16 protein-coding genes are annotated in these 16,499 nt (G+C 74.3%); 7 read left to right on the top strand and 9 right to left on the bottom strand.

The features are described from left to right. The first annotated feature begins 13 nt into the window (after positions 1 to 13). From ACFYUS_RS28040 to ACFYUS_RS28025, 4 genes are all read left to right on the top strand, one after another. Positions 14 to 1,534, top strand: coding sequence for a hypothetical protein (locus tag ACFYUS_RS28040; RefSeq protein ID WP_388857806.1), 1,521 nt, complete (start codon positions 14 to 16; stop codon positions 1,532 to 1,534). A 213-nt stretch (positions 1,535 to 1,747) separates the two neighbouring features. Continuing rightward, positions 1,748 to 2,812, top strand: coding sequence for a peptidoglycan-binding protein (locus ACFYUS_RS28035; protein ID WP_388857803.1), 1,065 nt, complete (start codon positions 1,748 to 1,750; stop codon positions 2,810 to 2,812). A 283-nt stretch (positions 2,813 to 3,095) separates the two neighbouring features. Beyond that, positions 3,096 to 3,683 (top strand): L,D-transpeptidase family protein, encoded by a 588-nt coding sequence (locus ACFYUS_RS28030; protein ID WP_388857800.1) that lies wholly within the window; start codon positions 3,096 to 3,098, stop codon positions 3,681 to 3,683. Positions 3,684 to 3,823: 140 nt separating this feature from the next. Continuing rightward, positions 3,824 to 4,564: a Type 1 glutamine amidotransferase-like domain-containing protein gene (locus tag ACFYUS_RS28025; protein WP_388857797.1), complete on the top strand. Its 741-nt coding sequence runs from the start codon at positions 3,824 to 3,826 to the stop codon at positions 4,562 to 4,564. A gap of 18 nt (positions 4,565 to 4,582) precedes the next feature. On the opposite strand, the gene ACFYUS_RS28020 is transcribed toward ACFYUS_RS28025, so the two are convergent. The 5 genes from ACFYUS_RS28020 to ACFYUS_RS28000 form a co-directional block, all read right to left on the bottom strand. Further along, positions 4,583 to 5,188, bottom strand: coding sequence for a hypothetical protein (locus tag ACFYUS_RS28020; RefSeq protein WP_388857794.1), 606 nt, complete (start codon positions 5,186 to 5,188; stop codon positions 4,583 to 4,585). Further along, on the bottom strand, positions 5,185 to 6,816 hold the full coding sequence (locus ACFYUS_RS28015) for a protein kinase (RefSeq protein WP_388857791.1): 1,632 nt from the start codon (positions 6,814 to 6,816) through the stop codon (positions 5,185 to 5,187). Before ACFYUS_RS28015 ends, ACFYUS_RS28020 begins: the two co-directional genes overlap by 4 nt. A gap of 156 nt (positions 6,817 to 6,972) precedes the next feature. Beyond that, the gene (locus tag ACFYUS_RS28010) at positions 6,973 to 8,118 is read right to left on the bottom strand and encodes an RNA polymerase sigma factor (RefSeq protein ID WP_388858228.1); all 1,146 of its coding nucleotides are present in this window, start codon (positions 8,116 to 8,118) and stop codon (positions 6,973 to 6,975) included. An 8-nt stretch (positions 8,119 to 8,126) separates the two neighbouring features. Next, a complete protein-coding gene (locus ACFYUS_RS28005; RefSeq protein ID WP_388857788.1) occupies positions 8,127 to 8,534 on the bottom strand; it encodes a YciI family protein in 408 nt (135 codons plus the stop codon). 121 nt (positions 8,535 to 8,655) lie between these two features. After that, positions 8,656 to 10,629, bottom strand: coding sequence for an ATP-binding protein (locus tag ACFYUS_RS28000; protein WP_388858225.1), 1,974 nt, complete (start codon positions 10,627 to 10,629; stop codon positions 8,656 to 8,658). Positions 10,630 to 11,081: 452 nt separating this feature from the next. On the opposite strand from ACFYUS_RS28000, the gene ACFYUS_RS27995 reads away from it, so the two are divergent. Next, complete coding sequence (locus tag ACFYUS_RS27995) at positions 11,082 to 12,035, top strand: terpene cyclase (RefSeq protein WP_388857785.1); 954 nt, start codon at positions 11,082 to 11,084, stop codon at positions 12,033 to 12,035. Here ACFYUS_RS27995 and ACFYUS_RS27990 read toward each other — a convergent pair. The 3 genes from ACFYUS_RS27990 to ACFYUS_RS27980 all read right to left on the bottom strand — a co-directional run bounded on the left by ACFYUS_RS27990 (position 12,023) and on the right by ACFYUS_RS27980 (position 14,017). Further along, positions 12,023 to 12,643, bottom strand: a complete 621-nt coding sequence (locus ACFYUS_RS27990; protein ID WP_388857782.1) for a hypothetical protein — start codon at positions 12,641 to 12,643, stop codon at positions 12,023 to 12,025. The two genes, ACFYUS_RS27995 and ACFYUS_RS27990, sit on opposite strands and share 13 nt — an antisense overlap. A gap of 30 nt (positions 12,644 to 12,673) precedes the next feature. Beyond that, positions 12,674 to 13,327, bottom strand: coding sequence for a LysE family translocator (locus ACFYUS_RS27985; protein ID WP_388857779.1), 654 nt, complete (start codon positions 13,325 to 13,327; stop codon positions 12,674 to 12,676). A gap of 117 nt (positions 13,328 to 13,444) precedes the next feature. Continuing rightward, positions 13,445 to 14,017, bottom strand: coding sequence for a TetR/AcrR family transcriptional regulator (locus ACFYUS_RS27980; RefSeq protein WP_388857776.1), 573 nt, complete (start codon positions 14,015 to 14,017; stop codon positions 13,445 to 13,447). 91 nt (positions 14,018 to 14,108) lie between these two features. Between ACFYUS_RS27980 and ACFYUS_RS27975 the strand changes: the two genes are divergently transcribed. Together ACFYUS_RS27975 and ACFYUS_RS27970 are read left to right on the top strand one after the other, a co-directional pair. Beyond that, positions 14,109 to 14,504 (top strand): nuclear transport factor 2 family protein, encoded by a 396-nt coding sequence (locus ACFYUS_RS27975; protein WP_388857773.1) that lies wholly within the window; start codon positions 14,109 to 14,111, stop codon positions 14,502 to 14,504. Between the two features lie 50 nt (positions 14,505 to 14,554). Continuing rightward, positions 14,555 to 15,565: an NAD(P)-dependent alcohol dehydrogenase gene (locus tag ACFYUS_RS27970; RefSeq protein ID WP_388857770.1), complete on the top strand. Its 1,011-nt coding sequence runs from the start codon at positions 14,555 to 14,557 to the stop codon at positions 15,563 to 15,565. Positions 15,566 to 15,576: 11 nt separating this feature from the next. Here ACFYUS_RS27970 and ACFYUS_RS27965 read toward each other — a convergent pair whose 3' ends face one another. Then, the gene (locus ACFYUS_RS27965; RefSeq protein WP_388857767.1) at positions 15,577 to 16,368 is read right to left on the bottom strand and encodes a hypothetical protein; all 792 of its coding nucleotides are present in this window, start codon (positions 16,366 to 16,368) and stop codon (positions 15,577 to 15,579) included. Positions 16,369 to 16,499 lie beyond the last annotated feature (131 nt).

The raw sequence follows: 16,499 nt of genomic DNA, 5'->3' as shown, positions 1-16,499 counted from the left end.
CGGGGAGGAACGTGTGCGAGACGCGCTGCTGGGGCTGGCCGAGAACCCGGCCCTCACGGACGACCTGTTCGCCCGGCTCGTGGCGAGCGGCGACGAGGACCTCCTGTACGCGCTGGCCGGGCGCGAGCACCTGACCACCTCTCAGACGGGAGCACTGCTCGCCGTCGGCGACCCGACGCTCACCCGCCATCTGGTACGAAGCGGGCTGGTGCCGTGGCCCGACCTGCCCGAAGACCACCCCGGGCGGGCACTGGACGCGGTGATCGGCGGGATCGCTCCGCCTGCCGTCTGGTGGGAGGTCGCCACCGATCCCGACCCGGAGGTACGGCAGGAGGTCGCCTACGCGCTCGACGCACCCCCCGAGATCGTCGCCGCACTCGCCCACGACACGAACCCGAAGGTCGTGGTGGGCGCCGCCGGAAACCCGCGCCTCCCGCCCGGACTGCTCCACGGTCTCGCCCGCCATCCCGACACCGTCGTACGCGAGGCCGTCGCCCAGAACGAGAACGCGCCCGCCGAGCTGCTCTCCGCCCTCCTCGCCGACGGCGGCCACCCGGCCCCGACCCGCTGCGGCGCCTGCCACCGGCGCGAGACGGCCTGCCCCGACCACACGCCCGGTGTCCGGCGCACCCGTCTGGCGGCAGCCTGCCACCCGGCCGTGCCGCCCGCGGGACTCGCCGCGTTCCTGGACGCCCCCGAGGTCGGGGCCGTCACGACGTTCGCGGCCCGCACCGACCTGCCGGCCGCCTTCCTCGACCGGCTCGCCGAACATCCCTCCGCCGACGTCCGCGCCGTGATCGCCGCCCATCCCGCCGCCCCCGAGGCCCTGCTGCGTACGCTCGCCACCGACGCCGATCCGGAAGTCCGCCGGGCCCTCGCCGAGAACCCGGCCGTCCCGCTCGACCTGCTCACCGCCGTCGCCGCACACGAACGGCTGCCCGGCGAGCCTGCGCCCCGCATCGAATCCGCCGCGGAGGCCGAACTCCGCGGCCTCGCCGCCAGTCGAACAGCCCAGGTCAGAGCACTTGTCGCCGACCGCGTCGAGCTGCCGGGCGACCTCGTCGCACAGCTCGCCGCCGACCCGGACCCCGGGGTGGCCCGGCGGATCGCGGCCCGCCCGGAACTGGGCCCCGACACGCTCATCACGCTGGTGGAGCGGCACGGGCCGGCCGTCTTCAGCGCCGTCGCCCGCCATCCGGGCTGTCCCACCGCCCTGCTGCACCGCATGGCGGCCGAGGCGACCACCGGCCGTCGCGTGCTGCGGGACATCGCCCGCCACCCCGCCTCCCGCCCCGAGACGCTGCTGCTCTGCCTGGCGGCCGAGGCCCCGGACGTACGGCGCTACGCGGCGGCCCACCCGGCTCTCCCGGTTCCGGTCCTGGAGTCGATGGTCGACGGCCCCGAAGGGGAACTCGCCCGCGCCGCCGCGGAGAACCCGGCTCTGCCGGAGGCGCTGATGGAACGGATCGTCACGCGGGCTCCGCGCGGAGCGAGCCACCCGCCCCGGTGTGCGCCCCGTCCCCCCTCCGGGTGAGCCGAAGCCCCGGTGGCACGCCGACCACGCACCCGTACGGATGAACCCGGCCCTGCCCTTTTCCCAGAGGGCGGACCCCGTCGTTACGATCGGCGCCGCTGAGGCCGATGCAGCGACGCCCGCCGTCATGCACAGACCTGACCTGCTGTTATGCCGCCATGCAGGCGCTGCGGAGGCCGGCTGTTCCGCACGTCGGCAGGGAGGGACAGGTACATGGAGCAGGGACGGGACGGCGGCCGGGACCGGCAGCAGGGCGCGGCGGAGGAGTTGGCGCGGCTGTTGCGCCGGTGGTGGGAGGAGGCCGGGGGTTCGACGGGGGGTACGCGGCCGACTCAGCAGGCGCTGGCCGCGCGGCTGGGCATCGATCAGACGACGTTGTCGCGGTATCTGAACCCGAAGCACCTGTCGACCGCTCCCTTGAGGGTGGTGGAGATGCTGCACGCCCAGTTGCGTGCGCCGGCGGCGGAACTCGACCGGGCGCGGGCGTTGTGCCGGGCGGCGCTGCGGGAGAACGGGCGCCAGCGGACCGTGGAGGGCGCCGAGGAGGACTCCGTACGGGCGGACGGTGGGGGGCATGGGTCTCCCGTGCCCGATGCCGATCGGGACGAGCGGTCGGCCGCGGACGGTGCCGACGGGTCCGGCCGGCGGCAGCGGGCCCGGTGGCTCCGGCCCGTTCTGCTCGCGGCGGCCTTGGTGCTGGCGTTCACCGCGGGAATGGTCGTCGACGGACGGCTCTCCGCGCGGGAGCACAGGGCCACGGCCGGGGGTGCGGCCGGTGCCGTCGCCGCGGGCAGGGCGCCGTACGAGTGGCCGTTGCTGCGCATGGGCGAGGAGGACCAGTTCGGCCGCGCTCGTGCCCTGCAGCACCTGCTGAACGCGCACGGGTACAAGGTGCGGACCGACGGCTTCTTCCGGGAGGACACCCGGGACGCCGTGATGGACTTCCAGCTGCGGAACGAGCTGCCGGTCGATGGCAAGGTGGGCGCGCTGACCTGGCCGGAGCTGGTGAAGGTCGTCGGGCACGAGTCCAAGGCCTCCGAGGTGCGCGCCGTGCAGGAACTCCTCAACAACGTGGGCCAGGGCGGTACGGCGGTGTCGGGGAGGTTCACCGCGGCCACCGCCCAGGACCTGAGGTTCTTCCAGAGCACGCACGGCCTCGCCGCGACCGGCCGGGTCACCGTCGACACCTGGCTGGCCCTGCTGGTGGAGCAGCTCCCGCCCGTCAAGGCGCCGGACTACCAGCGGAACCCGGGCCCGCTGCCCTCCGCTTCCGCGTGAGGAGGGCGGCGGGCCCGCCGCACCCGCTCTGCGCGCAACCCTCGCGCACCGGGCATAACCCGAGGTCAGAGCCCTGCCATACGGGCTGCATCGATGCACCTCGGCAAGCAGCCCCGATCGTCTTCCCGCACCCCGCCGGCCCGGTGATTCTGGTTCGGCGGCCGACGCTCCCGGACAGCCCGCCCCCTCGGTGGGGCGCCCCTCCGGGTGCCCGTTCCGGCCCGCCGCCCACCCGTGCACGGCCCGGAGGCACCGAGCCGTGCGGAAAGCACGAGGGAGACGCATGAACAGCAACGGACAGCACTGGCGCGGCACCATGATCGCCGGGGCCCTGGCGACCGCCCTGGCCCTGGCGCCGGCCACCGCCGCACGGGGGACCGCCCCGGTGGCGCCGCCGGCCGGACCGACGACCCTGGTCTTCGACAAGAACCCGAAGAAGCCCACCGACTCCCGTCTCCTGGTCTACAAGGGCAAGGGCAAGGAGCAGAAGCTGTGGTCCGTCTTCCGGGCCGGATCGGGCACCGGCGTCACGGACGACTGCTCGCACGCCCAGGGCTGGCTGCCGAACGGCACCTGGAAGATCAAGCTCAAGTCCCGCACGTACAACGGCAGGCTCGTCAAGGGCTACGCCGTCTACCTCGAGAACATGCCGTGCTCCAAGAACACCCTGACCCGTAAGGAGATGTTCATCCACTCCGAGATGAACCGCGACGGCACCCAGGGCAGCACCGAGGCCCGCCGCTGGGACGGCGTCCGCGACTACAAGTCCTACGGCTGCGTGAAGCTCAGCCCCAACGACATCAAGAAGATGTTCCGCCTCTTCGACCGCCGCGACTTCGGCTGGCCCACCCACCTGCGCGTGGTGTCCTGACCCCGGGCACACCGGTGCCGAAACCCTGACGGAACCCGGGCCGGAGCCTTCTCGGCTTCGGCCCGGCCCTTGCGCCGGCAGCCCGTCCGGCGAAAGGATCACCGGACACGTAGCGTCGGAGTCGTGCGAGGAGGCCGTCCGTGGCTGCCGTTCCCGACCGTCGGCTGGCTCTTCTCGGCGGCGGTTTCTCCACCGACGACGACGGTCTGCTGGACGACTGGGTGCTCGGCCAGGTGCCCGCCGCCCGGCCCAGGGTCTGCTTCGTCCCCACGGCCAGCGGCGACGCCCCCGGCTACATCGAGAAGTTCCTCGCCGCGTACCGGTCGCGCGCCTGTGAACCCGGTGTCCTCCCCCTGTTCCGGCGCGAGCTCGACGACGCCGCCCTGCGCGCGTTCGTCCTCTCCCAGGACGTCGTGTACGTGGGTGGGGGCAACACCGCGAACCTGCTGGCGGTGTGGCGGGCGCACGGTGTGGACCGTCTGCTGCGCGAGGCCTACGAGCGGGGGATCCTGTTGTGCGGGATCAGCGCCGGCGCCAACTGCTGGGCCGACGGTTCGCACACCGACTCCTTCGGGCCGCTCACGCATCTGGCCGACGGACTGGGCCTGCTGTCCGGTTCCGTCTGCCCCCACTACGACAGCGAGCCCGGGCGGCGCGCCTCCTATCGGGCGGCCGTGGCGACCGGTTCGCTTCCCGCCGGCTGGGCGGTGGAGGACGGTGTCGGTGCCCTCTTCACGGGCGGTCGGCCGACGGACGTCGTGAGCCGCCTCCCGCGGGCCCGGCTGTACCGGGTGGAGCCGGACGGGGACGGCGGGGCGAGCGAACGGGCCCTGTCCTGCCGTCTCCTGGGCGGAGCGCGGCGGACCGTTCCCCTCGTGTGAGCCGGTGACGCGTCGGACTCACTCGCAGCGGTACGTGAACGCGCCCTCGGCCGTGCGGGTGGTGGGGGCCGTGATCACGAGGCGCGCCACGGCGTGGTGGGTGCCGGAGCCCTGGAAGGTCCACAGGAGGTGGAGCCGGGCCTCCTTCCGGCCGCGGTCCAGGGTCTCGCGCAGGGGTGCGGAGCGGGTGCCGTCGCTGCGTTCCCAGTGGTACGTGAGGGAGCCGGGGCGGCCGTCGGTGCGTACGACGCCGACCACGTTCGCCGTGCCGTCGCAGCCGAGCGGCGCTTCGGGGACGGTGACCGCGATGTCCCGGACGGAGACGCGGGGGCCGTACGCGCGCCAGGCGAGGAGGGCCAGGACGGCGAGCAGGATCACGGCCGCGGGTGCGTACCGGAGCGGCCGCCGGGAGCGTGCCCTGCGGGGTGGCGGGGCGCCGGGCAGGGTGCCGTGCCAGATCTGGGCCGCCGTGGGGGTGTTCGCGGCGCGTCGTGCGGCGGCCGCGGTCACCCCCGGGCCGAAGCGCAGCACTTCGCCCTCCACGCGGTCGGGCGTCGGGTCGGGCGTCGGGCCCTCGAACCAGTGGCTGCCCAGTTCGGTGGCGCTGTAGGCGTCGTCGTTCATGTGATCACACACCGCCGGATGAAGATCTGCTGCAGGGAACCGCCGTTCGCGGCGGCCGGGTCCGTGGTCGCGCGCACTCCCCAGGAGCAGCCGGCGCCCCCGACCGCGTGCGGGAGCGTGAGGGTGTACCGGCCCGCTCCTTCGCGCCGCAGGGTCTCGGAGCCGTCCGGTGTGCCGGGCGAGCCCTTCTCGTCGCCGGTGAACCACTCGACGAGGAGTGTCAGCGGGCCCGTTCCGTCCGTCGTGATCTCGACGGTGGCCTCGGCGTCCGTCGGTCCGGTCTGGCGCAGGCCCGTGACGGAGACGTCCGTGACCACGACGGGCGGCGTCGTCGGGGGTGTGGTCGGTGGGGTGGTGGTGGGTGGAGTCGTGGGCGGCTCGGTCGTGGTGGTCGGTGGGGGTGGGGGTGTCGTCGTGGGCGCGGTCGTCAGGGGGGTCGTCGGTGGGGCTTCCGGGGTGTCCGACGAGGCGGAGGGTTCCGGGGACGTCGGGGGCGGAGTCGATGTCGGCGTGTGCGTCGGGGAAGGGCTCGGGGCCGGTGGGCCCTCGCTCGGTGACGTGTTCGTCGTCGCGAAGGCCCGGGCGACCTCGTCCCCGGCCGCCTCCTCTTCCCCGGCCTGGGCGGCGAGGGCGAGCAGCAGTGCCAGGGCGAGGGCGGCCGTGCCCGCCGGCAGCCCGCGGAGGAGCCTTCGCCAGGGGCTCGGCGGCGGTGCGGACAGGGTCGTCGTGGCGAGCGCGGTCGTGCCCGCGGCCGTACCGCCGGAGGAGGGGAAGAGGAGCGGCAGGAGTGCGGCGAGGGCCGCGAGGCGGCCACGGCCCCGCTCCTCCCAGTCCGGTCCGTACGCGGCCGCGGCGACCGACTCCAGTTCGCCGACGAACGCGTCGGCGTTCTCCGGCCGCTCGTGCGGGGCCTTGGCGAGGCCCCGGCGGATGAGCGGGCGCAGCGGCTCCGGCGCCTGTCCGTCGGGTACGGGGGCCTCCAGGTGCTGGAGGGCGAGCTCGGCGAAGTTGTCCCCGGCGAAGGGTTTGCGTCCGGTCAGGCACTCGAAGAACGTGGCGGTCGCCGCGTAGACGTCGGCCGCGGGTGAGGCGGGGGCGCCGTTCCACTGCTCGGGCGCCATGTAGGCGGGCGTCCCGGCGATGCCGGGGCTGCTGTCGCGTCCGGCCGCGATCCCGAAGTCGACGAGTTTGGAGGACCCGTCGGCGGCGACGAGGACGTTCTCGGGCTTGTAGTCGCGGTGGACGACGCCCGCCCGGTGAGCGGCGGCGAGGCCGAGGAGCGAGCCCTTGAGGACCGTGAGGGCGGCCTCGGGGCCGGTCGCGCCCTCCCGGGCGAGGAGGGCGCGCAGGGCGACGCCGTCCACGAGCTCCATGACGATGGCCGCTCCCCGCGGCGCCTCGACGTACTCGTGGAGCGCCACGACGTACGGGCTGTCGAGGGCGCCGAGGAGCCGGGCCTCGGAGCGGAATCCGCGGACGAATGACTCGTCCGCGCGGAGCCGCTCGCTCAGGTACTTCACGGCCACCGGCACGCCGGTCGCGTCGTGGACGGCCAGTGCCACGCGTCCGCTGCCGCCCGCGCCCAGCTCCCGGGACTCCGTGTATCCCGGGACCACCCATGCGCTCATCCCCGTCCCCCCTCGGAACCGGCCGTGGCACCCTTCCTCCACAGGGACAGATTCTCGCCACGGCCGGTTCCCCGCGATAGGGGGAAGCCGATGGTTTCCGACGCTTTGTACGGCGCGTTCCGGTCGTGCCCGACGCCCTCCGGGACCGGTGGGGAGTCAGTGACGCAGGCGGGTGTTGAGGCGGGCTGCCTGGCGGGTCAGGTGGTCCCGTTCGAGGGTGTCGGCGGCCTTCCTCGCCGCCTCGGCGTACAGCCGCGCCGCCGTCGCCGGATCGCCGTCGCGTTCGTGGAGGTACGCCGCCACCGCCGCGTACCGGGGCAGGGAGGCGTCCAGCCGCGCGAGCTCCGCCAGGCCGGCGCGTGGTCCGTCGGCCTCGCCGACGGCGACCGCGCGGTTGAGGCGGACGACCGGACTGTCGGTCAGGCGCGTGAGCTCGTCGTACCACTCGACGATCTGCACCCAGTCGGTCTCCCCGGCCGTGGGGGCGTCGGCGTGGAGCGCGGCGATGGCGGCCTGGGCCTGGAACTCGCCGAGGCGGTCGCGGGCGAGGGCCGCCTGGAGGATCTCGACGCCCTCGGCGATCGCCCCGGTGTCCCACCGGCCGCGGTCCTGCTCGGCGAGCGGCACCAGGCTGCCGTCGGGCGCGATCCGGGCGGCGCGCCGGGCGTGGTGGAGCAGCATGAGGGCGAGGAGCCCCGCGACCTCCGGGTGGTCGATGGCGGCCGCGAGCTGCCGGGTGAGCCGGATGGCCTCGGCGGCGAGGTCGACGTCGCCCGAGTAGCCCTCGTTGAAGACCAGGTAGAGGACGCGGAGCACGGTGGCGACGTCGCCCGGGCGGTCGAACCGTACGCGGGAGACGGTGCGCTTGGCCCGGCTGATGCGCTGCGCCATGGTCGCCTCGGGCACCAGGTAGGCCTGGGCGATCTGGCGGGTGGTGAGGCCGCCGACGGCGCGCAGGGTGAGCGCGACCGCGGACGACGGCGTCAGCGAGGGGTGGGCGCAGAGGAAGTACAGCCGGAGCGTGTCGTCCGCGGAGGACGCGGGGCCGGGCGCGGGCTCCTCCTCGACGAGGTCCTCGCGCCGGCGCCGGGCGGTGTCGGCGCGGGTCGCGTCCAGGAACTTGCGCCAGGCCACGGTGACCAGCCAGCCCTTGGGGTCCCGGGGAAGGTCGGCGGGCCAGACGCGGACCGCCTCCACCAGGGCGTCCTGGACGGCGTCCTCGGCCGCCGCGAAGTCGGCTCCGCGGCGGACGAGGACGGCGAGGACACCCGGTATGAGGCTGCGGAGCAGGGCCTCGTCCATGGGGACGGTCACTCCGTGATGGTGGGCGCCGCGCCGTAGAACGGGCGCAGCTCCAGCCACTCGTGGATGGGCTTCCCGCCGGCCCCGGGGGCGGCCGAGAGTTCCCCGGCGAGCTCGACGGCGCGCTCGTAGCTGTCGACGTCGATCACCATCCAGCCGGCGATGAGGTCCTTGGTCTCGGCGAAGGGGCCGTCGGTGACGGGCGGGCGGCCCTCGCCGTCGTACCGGACGAAGGTGCCCTCGGGGGCGAGCGCCTGGCCGTCGACGAACTCGCCCGTGCCTTCGAGGCGGGTCGCGAAGTCCCTCATGTACTGCATGTGGGCCGAGACCTCCTCCGGCGTCCACTGGTCCATGGGCACGTCGTTGACCGGGGCCGGAGCACCGCGGTAGTGCTTCAGCAGCAGGTACTTGGCCATGGTGTTCTCCTCGGTGCGGGGTGCGGCCCATTCTGGCCGCTCTCACACCGGGGACGGAGCCGGACACGGCTTCTCGACATCACCGCCCGGATTTCTTTCGGCTGTCCTTCGGCCCGCGTGGTCACCGCTGGACCAGGCTCGCCGTCGTCGGCGGGGTCTGCGCTCCGTCGCGGGGCACGGGGAGGTGCGGACGGCGGTGGGGCACCGGCGCGCCGGCCGTCGTCGCGGCGAGGTCCAGGGCCGCGAGGAGGAGGCGCAGGGCCCGGTGGGCCTGTGGCGCGTCGAGCCGGGCTTCGAGGTCGGCCAGAGCGCGGTGGGCCCGGTGCCGGGCGCGGCCGGCACGTCCGGCGCGGTGGTCGGCGAAGGCGCGGGCGTAGTGGGCCAGCGCCGCGGCCCAGGCGTCGTTCGCGCAGTCCGCCTGCGCGAGGGCCCGGCGGGCGGTGCGGGCCGCCTCCGCGGGGGCGTGGTGGGCCTGGACCACGGCCAGGGCGGCGAGGCTGACGGCGGGTGACGGGCCTCCGGGGGCGCCGCCGGGCGTGGTGTCCGCGGCCTGGCGGTAGTACGCGGCGGCCGCTTCGGGGTCCCGTCGCTGCCAGGCCAGGGTGCCGTGGACATGGGCGATCCGGCCGAGGAGGGCGGCGTCGCCGGCGAGGACGGCCACCGGCCAGGCGAGGGACAGCAGGTGGTGCGCCGTGCCGGGGTCCCAGGCCGTGCTGAGCCAGGCCGCGAGCCATCGGCCGTGCGCCATGAGCGGGCTGTCGGCGGGCAGCCGGGACAGCAGGACGCGGAGGTGGTCGCCGCCTTCTCGGGCGTGGTCGTGCGCCGCCCACCAGAACCAGAGGTGCAGCACGGTCTCCAGGGCCGTCTCGGCATGGCCGGTCCCGTCCCCGGCGCGGTGCACGAGCGCCATCAGGTCGTCGTGCTCGTCCTGGACGGTCTGGAGCGCCTGGCGCTGGAGGCCGGTGTCCCACAGGGTCTCGGCGACGGCCGCCACGCCGCGGAAGTGGGCGGCGTGCCGGTCCCGCGTCGCGGGGAGTTCGCCCGCCGCCGCGAGCCGTTCCGTACCGAAGTCGCGGGCGGCCCGGGCCATGCGGTAGCGCGGCGGGCACACCGCGCCCGCGTCCCCGGAGACGTGGAGCACGCCCGTGGCGCTCAGCGCCGCCAGGGCGGGAGGCACCTCGTGGGGCGCGAGGTCGGAGCCCGAGCACACGAACACCGCCGCGGCCTCCGTGAAGGGACCGGCGAAGACGCCGAGCCGGCGCCAGACCCTGCGCTGCGCCGGTTCGCACAGGGCGTGCACGGCCCCGATGGAGGTGCGCAGCGTGCGGTGCCGCAGCAGGAGCGGGGCCGGGTCGGCCAGTCGGCACTGGCCGGATTCGAGGTGGGCGGCCAGTTCCGTCATCGTCCACTCCCCCAGGCGGCCCGCGGCCAGTTCGAGGGCCAGGGGGACGCCTTCGAGGAGTCGGCACACCCGGGCCACGGCCGCCGGGTCGGCCTCCTCGCTCCACCCGCGCTCCCGTGCGCGGGAGACCAGGAGCTCCGCCGCGGGGGAGGGACCGGGGCGGCCCGGCGGCGCCTCCAGCGGCAGGGGGTCCAGTCTGATCGCCTTCTCGTCGCCGAGCCCGAGCGGCCGCCGCGCGGTCACCAGGACCCGTACCGTCGGCCGGGCGATCAGGAGGGTCTGGACCAGGCCGATGCATTCCGTGTGCACGGGGTCGACATCGTCCAGGAAGAGCAGCACCTCTCCGGCGGGGCGGGCGGGCGCGGCGGGGTCCGTACGGGCCGGGTCCCGGGTCAGGCCGGCGCCGTCGAGCGCCCGGTCGACCCGCGCCGTCAGCGCCCGGCGGCCCACGGGGACGGCGTCGTGCCACCGCACCCGGACCACCGTGTGCGAGGGGCCGTCGACGGGGGCCGTGACGGCGGCCAGGGCCAGCCTGCTCTTCCCCGTCCCGGCCGCCCCGGTCACGGTGACGAGCCGGTGCCCGGCGACGGCGTCCCGGAGCGCGGCGAGCTCCCGGTCGCGTCCGACCAGGGCGTGACCGTCCCGGAAGCGGTCCACGAACCGGGCTTCGTGCCCCTCGCCCCGATTCCACATCTCCGGCACCGCGCACCCTCCAGATCTTCGCTCTCGCCATCGCCCCGCCATGATCGGGAGTCGGCACAGAACCCGCAGGTCCCGGATGCAGAACCGTCACTGCACCGGGTGTCACGGCAACCCCAACGCGCGCCCCCGTCCACGGGTGGCGCGCACAGGGGCCGAACCACCCGCCGCAACGAACGATGGAACGCCTGACCGACACGAACGCGTGAACGGTATGCACCCGCGACCGACATGACGGAGCCGTGGCATCGACACGGCCGGCGGATATCAGTCAGCCGGACTCAAATCCGCCCGAAGCCTCCCGGCTCCAGCCGATCCGGATGCACTTCTTCCGTGGCCTGAAAGGAATCCCCTTGACCTACCCGGCAGTTGATGATCAATTCAAGTACTCTTCGATCGCGCCCGGGGCGTCACGGGATCTCCCGGGCTCAGAACCTGGGGGACCAATGTTCAACGCGATCACGCTCGACCTGCCGTTTCCGCCGCGCAGCAATCCGAACCAGGCATCCGTCGCGCAACTCCACCGGCACTGGCTCCTCCGCAACGAGGGACTCGCCGCCGCCATCACCCTGCCCGCGTACGACAAGTGGGACGTGCCCCGCCTCGCCGCGTTCACGAGCCCGGACTCCCCCGCCGAGGAACTCGCCCTCGCCGCGGACCTGCTCAGTTTCTACTTCCTCTTCGACGACGGCTTCGACTCGGAGCTCGGCCGGTCGCCGGCACAAGTGGCCGAGATATGCAGGCGCCTGACGGGCCTTCTGTACGGGGACGGCCCGGCGCCCGGCGCCCGTACGCCCGTCGAGCAGGCCTTCGTCGACCTCTGGGAACGCAGCGCGCGCGGCATGTCGGCCCGCTGGCGGGCCCGGTCCGCCTACAACTGGGAGTGGTACTTCGCGTGCCACCCGGCCGAGGCCGCCGGCCGGCTCTCCGGCCGGCTCCCCGACCGGGAGAGCTATCTGGCGCTCCGCCGGGGCACGGCCGCCATGGAGACCCTCTTCGACATGGTCGAGCGGCTCAACCGGTTCGAGCTCCCGCAGGAGGTCCTGCACCACCCGTCCTTCCGCCGGATGCGCCAACTCGCCGCCGACATACCCTCGTTCACCAACGACGTGCACTCGTACGCCCAGGAACTCGCCCGTGGCGACGTCGCCAACCTGGTGATGATCGTCCGCGAGGAGCGGGGCGGCACCCCCGAGGAGGCCGCGGTCCAGGTGATGCGCGAGGCCCAGACGATGGTCGACCGCTTCGTGGAGCTGTCGGACGAGGTCCCCGAGATCTGCGAGCTCCTCGGCCTCGCCCCGGCCGCCCGCGAGGCGGCCCACCGGTACGTCGACGGCCTCGCCGCCTGGATCGCCGGCTACCACCGCTGGGAGATCGACACCGGCCGCTACGACCGCTGAGCCGCGCGGCCCCGCCGCCTCCCCCCGCCCCAGGGGATGGGGACGGCCTTGCCGAGGCCGCCGCGGGACTCGACGAGCGCACGGGCGCGCGCCGCGTCGGCGAGCGGCATCTCGGCGGCGATACGGGGGCCGAGCCTCCGGTCGCGGTGGAGCTCCCCCAGCTCGTCGAGCCGGCGCGCGTACGCCTCGGGCTCGCCGCGGGCGACGACCGCCGCCTGGAAGCCGATCACCGACGCGCCCCGGACCAGCGGCTCGTGCGCGTCGATCGCGCCGCCGCCCGAACCTGGAGGCGACCAGACGGCCACCGGGCCGAGGGCCCGCCGCACGGCGGGTCCGAGGAGGTCCCCGCCGAGATGCCGCCCGCCGACGACGTCGACCGGATCGCCCCAGGACTCGTCCCCGTACAGCACGACCTCGCCGGCGCCGGGGGCCCGCACGAACTCCGCCCTGTCCGCGCCGCCGACGGCCGCGACGACGCGGGAGGCCCCGCCCGCCCCGGCGTACCGCGGGGCGAGGGGGCCGACCGCGCTCGCCGCCGAGCGGACCGGGCTCGGCGCCCCCGCGCACCTTCCGTACGCCGGGGAGCGTGACCCCGACCGCTTCGGCACGGACGAGCAGTCCCCCGGGCCGGGCGGTGCTCAGGTGTCCCCGAGCGCCAGCTTGAGGCCGAAGCCGACGAGTACCGTGCCGGTGAGCGCGTCGATGGCCCGCCGCACCGAGGCGCGGTTCAGCCACCGGCGGACGAGCTGGGTGCCGAAGATCAGGGCGCTGAACCAGACCAGCCCCTCCAGGTCGTGCACGGTCGCCAGGACGACGCCCATCAGCAGGTGTGGGGCGTCGCCGGGGATGAACTGGGGCAGCATGGCCATGTAGAAGACGCCGTTCTTCGGATTCAGCAGGCTGGTGCCGAGACCGCGCGCCCAGCACCGCGCCCAGGTCGCCTCCGGGGCCGCGGCTCCCACCCCGTCCGCCGTGTCCCCCGACGCGGGCCGGCCGCGCTCCTTGATCGTCCGGCGGATCATGCCGATCCCCAGCCACGCCAGATACCCGGCACCGGCCAGGCGCAGCACGTCGTACAGCAGCTGGGATGCCGTGAGCACCGCCGAGGCGCCGACCGCGGCGGCCATGCCCCACACGAGCACGCCGGAGAGGATCCCCAGCGCCGTCGCGAAGGCCCGGCTCCGGCCCAGGGTGATGGCGGAACGCAGCACCAGGGCGGTGTCCAGTCCCGGCATGATGGTCAGCATGCCCGCCACTACGGCGAAGGAGGCGATGGCAGAGGTAACGGTCATGCGGCCATCCTGGAGCCGGGGCCGCGATCACGTCCAACGCGGTCTGCTTCACCGCCCATCAGCAGGACTGATGCCGCCGGGAGACCCTCGCGCTCCTTCCGCCGCCCCGGGTCCGCGCTACGCGGGGCCGGTGTCGACGAGGTGTTCGGCGAGGGCGCGGGCCGCGGCGGTGTGCCCGGTGCCGGGGCGGGTCGCGCCGGCGGCGAGGAGGCCGTCGACGAGGATGAGCAGCTGGTCGGCGGCGAAGCCGGGCCGCTTGTGCCCGAGGGCGGTGAACTCGTCGGCGAACAGGCCGTGGAGGGTGCGCCGGTACTCCCTGGTGACCTCGTGGCCGGGGTGCTCCGGGTCCGTGAGCGCGAGGTCGGCGGCGAGGTAGCGGCATCCGTGGAAGTCGGGGTCGGCGGCGATGTCGCCGAGCCGGTCGACGACGGCGAGGAGCCGGTCGCGGGGGTCGCCCCCCGCGGCGTCCATGGTGGAGCGGTACCGCTCCACGTCCTCGACGGTGCTGCGGCGCAGCACTTCGGCGATGAGCCCGTCCTTGCCGCCGAAGTGCTCGTACAGCGAGCGGCGGGCGACGCCGGCCCCCTTCAGCAGGGCGTCCACGCCCACGCCGACGCCCTGGGTGTAGGTCAACTCCTGGGCGGCGAGCAGGAGTCGCTCGCGGGGGCCCGGCTTGGCGGAAGTGGTCATGACGCGATTCTGCCGCACTTGACACGGTAGATCAACCGGTCTATCTATATCCCTCGTAGACCGAACGGTCTATCTCTTCCGAGGAGGCGTCATGTCCGTACGCACCACCGCCGAAGTCATCGACCGTTTCAACCGCGCGTTCACCGACCGCGAGGCCGGCCTCCTGGCCGACCTGATCGCCGAGGACTGCGTCATGGAGAGCGTCCAGCCCGCGCCGCGCGGGGAGCGGGTCTCCGGGCGCGAGGCGTGTACGGAGTGGTGGACGGCCCTCGTCGACGACCTCACCGCGCAGTTCACCCCGCAGGAGGTGATCGTGTCGGGCGACCGCGCGACGATCGTGTGGACCTACCGCTTCGGGGACGGCCCCGGCCAGTGGGTGCAGGGCGTCAACGTCATGCGGGTGACGGACGGCCGGATCGTCGAGGCGCTCGGTTTCAGCAAGACCGCGGGAGAGGTCCCGTTGGCCGCCGAGTCCGACGACGCGTGATGTCCGGCGAGACGACCCGCTCCCTCCACCTCTTGCGAAAGGCACGACCGATGCGGAGTTACCACCTGTCGCACAGCGGGGCCGGGCTGTCCGGTCTCACCGTCCGCGAGCACGCGATCCCCGCGCCCGGCCCCGGCCAGGCCCTGGTGGCCGTGCGCGCGACGTCCCTGAGCTTCCGTGAACTCATGGTGCTCGACGGCAGTTACGTCCTTCCGGTGAAGCCGGACGTCGTGCCCGTCTCGGACGGGGCCGGCGAGGTGGTCGGGGTGGGACCGGGCGTCGACGCGGTACGGGTCGGGGACCGCGTCGCCGCCACGCTCTTCCCCTCCTGGCAGGACGGCCCGTTCGCCGTCGAGCACCTCGCGCAGCGCGGCGGCTCGCTGGACGGCATGCTCACCGAGTTCACCGTCGCCGACGCGGACTCGCTCGTGACCGTTCCCGCGCATCTGACGTACGCGGAGGCCGCCACCCTGCCCTGCGTGGCCGTCACGGCATGGAACGCGCTGACCGGCGACGGAACGGGGGTCCGCCCCGGCGACACCGTCGTCGTGCAGGGCTCCGGCGGCGTCTCCCTCTTCGCCCTCCAGTTCGCCGAGGCGCTCGGCGCACGCGTGATCGCCACCACCGGCAGCCCCGCCAGGGCCGCGCGCCTGCGCGACCTCGGTGCCGACGCCGTCGTCGACTACACGGCCACCCCCGACTGGGCCGGCGAGGTCCGCGCCCTCACCGGCGGCCGGGGCGCCGACCGCGTCGTCGACGTCGCCGGACTGCTCCACGAGTCCGTCCGCGCCATCGCCCTGGCCGGCACCATCGCGTGCGTCGGCTTCACGGGCAGGACCCCCCAGCCGCTCGATCCCCAGGCCCTCTTCGCCTCCGGCGCCACCGTCCGCAGCGTGGCGGTCGGCAGCCGCGCCCAGTTCACCGCCATGAACGCCTTCATCGAGAAGCACGGACTCCGGCCCGTCATCGACCGCGCCTTCCCCTTCGACGAGGCCGTCGACGCCTACCGCCACTACGCCACCGGCAGCCCCTTCGGCAAAGTGGTCGTCAGCCACCCCTGACCCGGCGGCACTCACTTCTCCCAGTACCGGGCGAGCGCTCCCTCCCGGTACGGGGCCGGGCTCACGCTCAGTTCGCCGGCGAAGGGGCGGTCGAGGACGAAGACCAGGAGCAGGCTGAAGCCGATGAGGGCGGCGACCGAGGCGACGAAGAGGAGCTGGATCCTGAGCTTGCGCATGCCGTAGAGGAAGGTGAGGGGCACGAGGACGATCGCGCCGCCGAACGCCAGGACCTGGAGCAGCGGCGGGAGTTCCTGCTGGGCCATGTTCAGGCGGGCCCGGCGCTGGGCGGCGACGTCGTTGAGGTGACCGACGGCCTGCTCGTAGAAGACCTCTTCGCGCGGGGACTTCGGGTCGTACGTCTGGAGGACGGTGAAGGCGGACCGCAGGTGCCCCTCCGTGGCCCCGTAGCTCGGCTGCCCGGCGCGCATGCGGGGCCACTGGTCCTCGACGACCGCGTGGACGTAGCCGCTGAGCGCCGTGTCGAGGTCGGCGCGGACCGCGGGCGGGAAGGCGGCGGCGTCGCGGGCGATGAGCGCGGCGTCGGTGGCCTCGCTGGCGACGATCGTCTGCGTGCTGTCCAGCTGGGTCCAGAGGGTGACGATGACGAAGGCGAGGATGATCCCGTAGATCGCGCCGAACATCCCCAGCGTCACCCCGACCATGTCGTTGTGCTCCCCCCGGGCCAGCGACGGGTACCTGCGGCGGAGCAGCACGCTGCCGGCGACGGCGAGGAGAACGGTCCCGCCGACGGTGACCACGGCCAGGGTGAAGGTGCTGAAGTGATTGAGGAGCCAGAGCGACATGTGCGGGGAGTCTAGGTGCGCCGCACGGCCGTTCTCGCCCCACGACGACGATCATGGCCAATGATCACTCGCCCGTGTCGGCGATGGAACACGTTGTCGCAAGACCGGGCCCGTGTCCTGGTGGCCAGGCT

The sequence above is a fragment of the Streptomyces sp. NPDC004284 genome (assembly GCF_042874035.1).
GTDB lineage: Bacteria > Actinomycetota > Actinomycetes > Streptomycetales > Streptomycetaceae > Streptomyces.
The sequence above is the reverse complement of the archived record's forward strand: the minus strand, read 5'-3'. Positions and strand labels throughout refer to the sequence as shown.

Excerpts from the sequence above, each read along its gene's own strand:
- ACFYUS_RS28035 (WP_388857803.1), top strand. The coding sequence starts at position 1,748 with ATGGAGCAGGGACGGGACGGCGGCCGGGACCGGCAGCAGGGCGCGGCG.
- ACFYUS_RS28030 (WP_388857800.1), top strand. The coding sequence starts at position 3,096 with ATGAACAGCAACGGACAGCACTGGCGCGGCACCATGATCGCCGGGGCC.
- ACFYUS_RS28020 (WP_388857794.1), bottom strand. The coding sequence starts at position 5,188 with ATGAACGACGACGCCTACAGCGCCACCGAACTGGGCAGCCACTGGTTC.
- ACFYUS_RS28015 (WP_388857791.1), bottom strand. The coding sequence starts at position 6,816 with ATGAGCGCATGGGTGGTCCCGGGATACACGGAGTCCCGGGAGCTGGGC.
- ACFYUS_RS28010 (WP_388858228.1), bottom strand. The coding sequence starts at position 8,118 with ATGGACGAGGCCCTGCTCCGCAGCCTCATACCGGGTGTCCTCGCCGTC.
- ACFYUS_RS28005 (WP_388857788.1), bottom strand. The coding sequence starts at position 8,534 with ATGGCCAAGTACCTGCTGCTGAAGCACTACCGCGGTGCTCCGGCCCCG.
- ACFYUS_RS28000 (WP_388858225.1), bottom strand. The coding sequence starts at position 10,629 with ATGTGGAATCGGGGCGAGGGGCACGAAGCCCGGTTCGTGGACCGCTTC.
- ACFYUS_RS27995 (WP_388857785.1), top strand. The coding sequence starts at position 11,082 with ATGTTCAACGCGATCACGCTCGACCTGCCGTTTCCGCCGCGCAGCAAT.
- ACFYUS_RS27985 (WP_388857779.1), bottom strand. The coding sequence starts at position 13,327 with ATGACCGTTACCTCTGCCATCGCCTCCTTCGCCGTAGTGGCGGGCATG.
- ACFYUS_RS27980 (WP_388857776.1), bottom strand. The coding sequence starts at position 14,017 with ATGACCACTTCCGCCAAGCCGGGCCCCCGCGAGCGACTCCTGCTCGCC.
- ACFYUS_RS27975 (WP_388857773.1), top strand. The coding sequence starts at position 14,109 with ATGTCCGTACGCACCACCGCCGAAGTCATCGACCGTTTCAACCGCGCG.
- ACFYUS_RS27970 (WP_388857770.1), top strand. The coding sequence starts at position 14,555 with ATGCGGAGTTACCACCTGTCGCACAGCGGGGCCGGGCTGTCCGGTCTC.
- ACFYUS_RS27965 (WP_388857767.1), bottom strand. The coding sequence starts at position 16,368 with ATGTCGCTCTGGCTCCTCAATCACTTCAGCACCTTCACCCTGGCCGTG.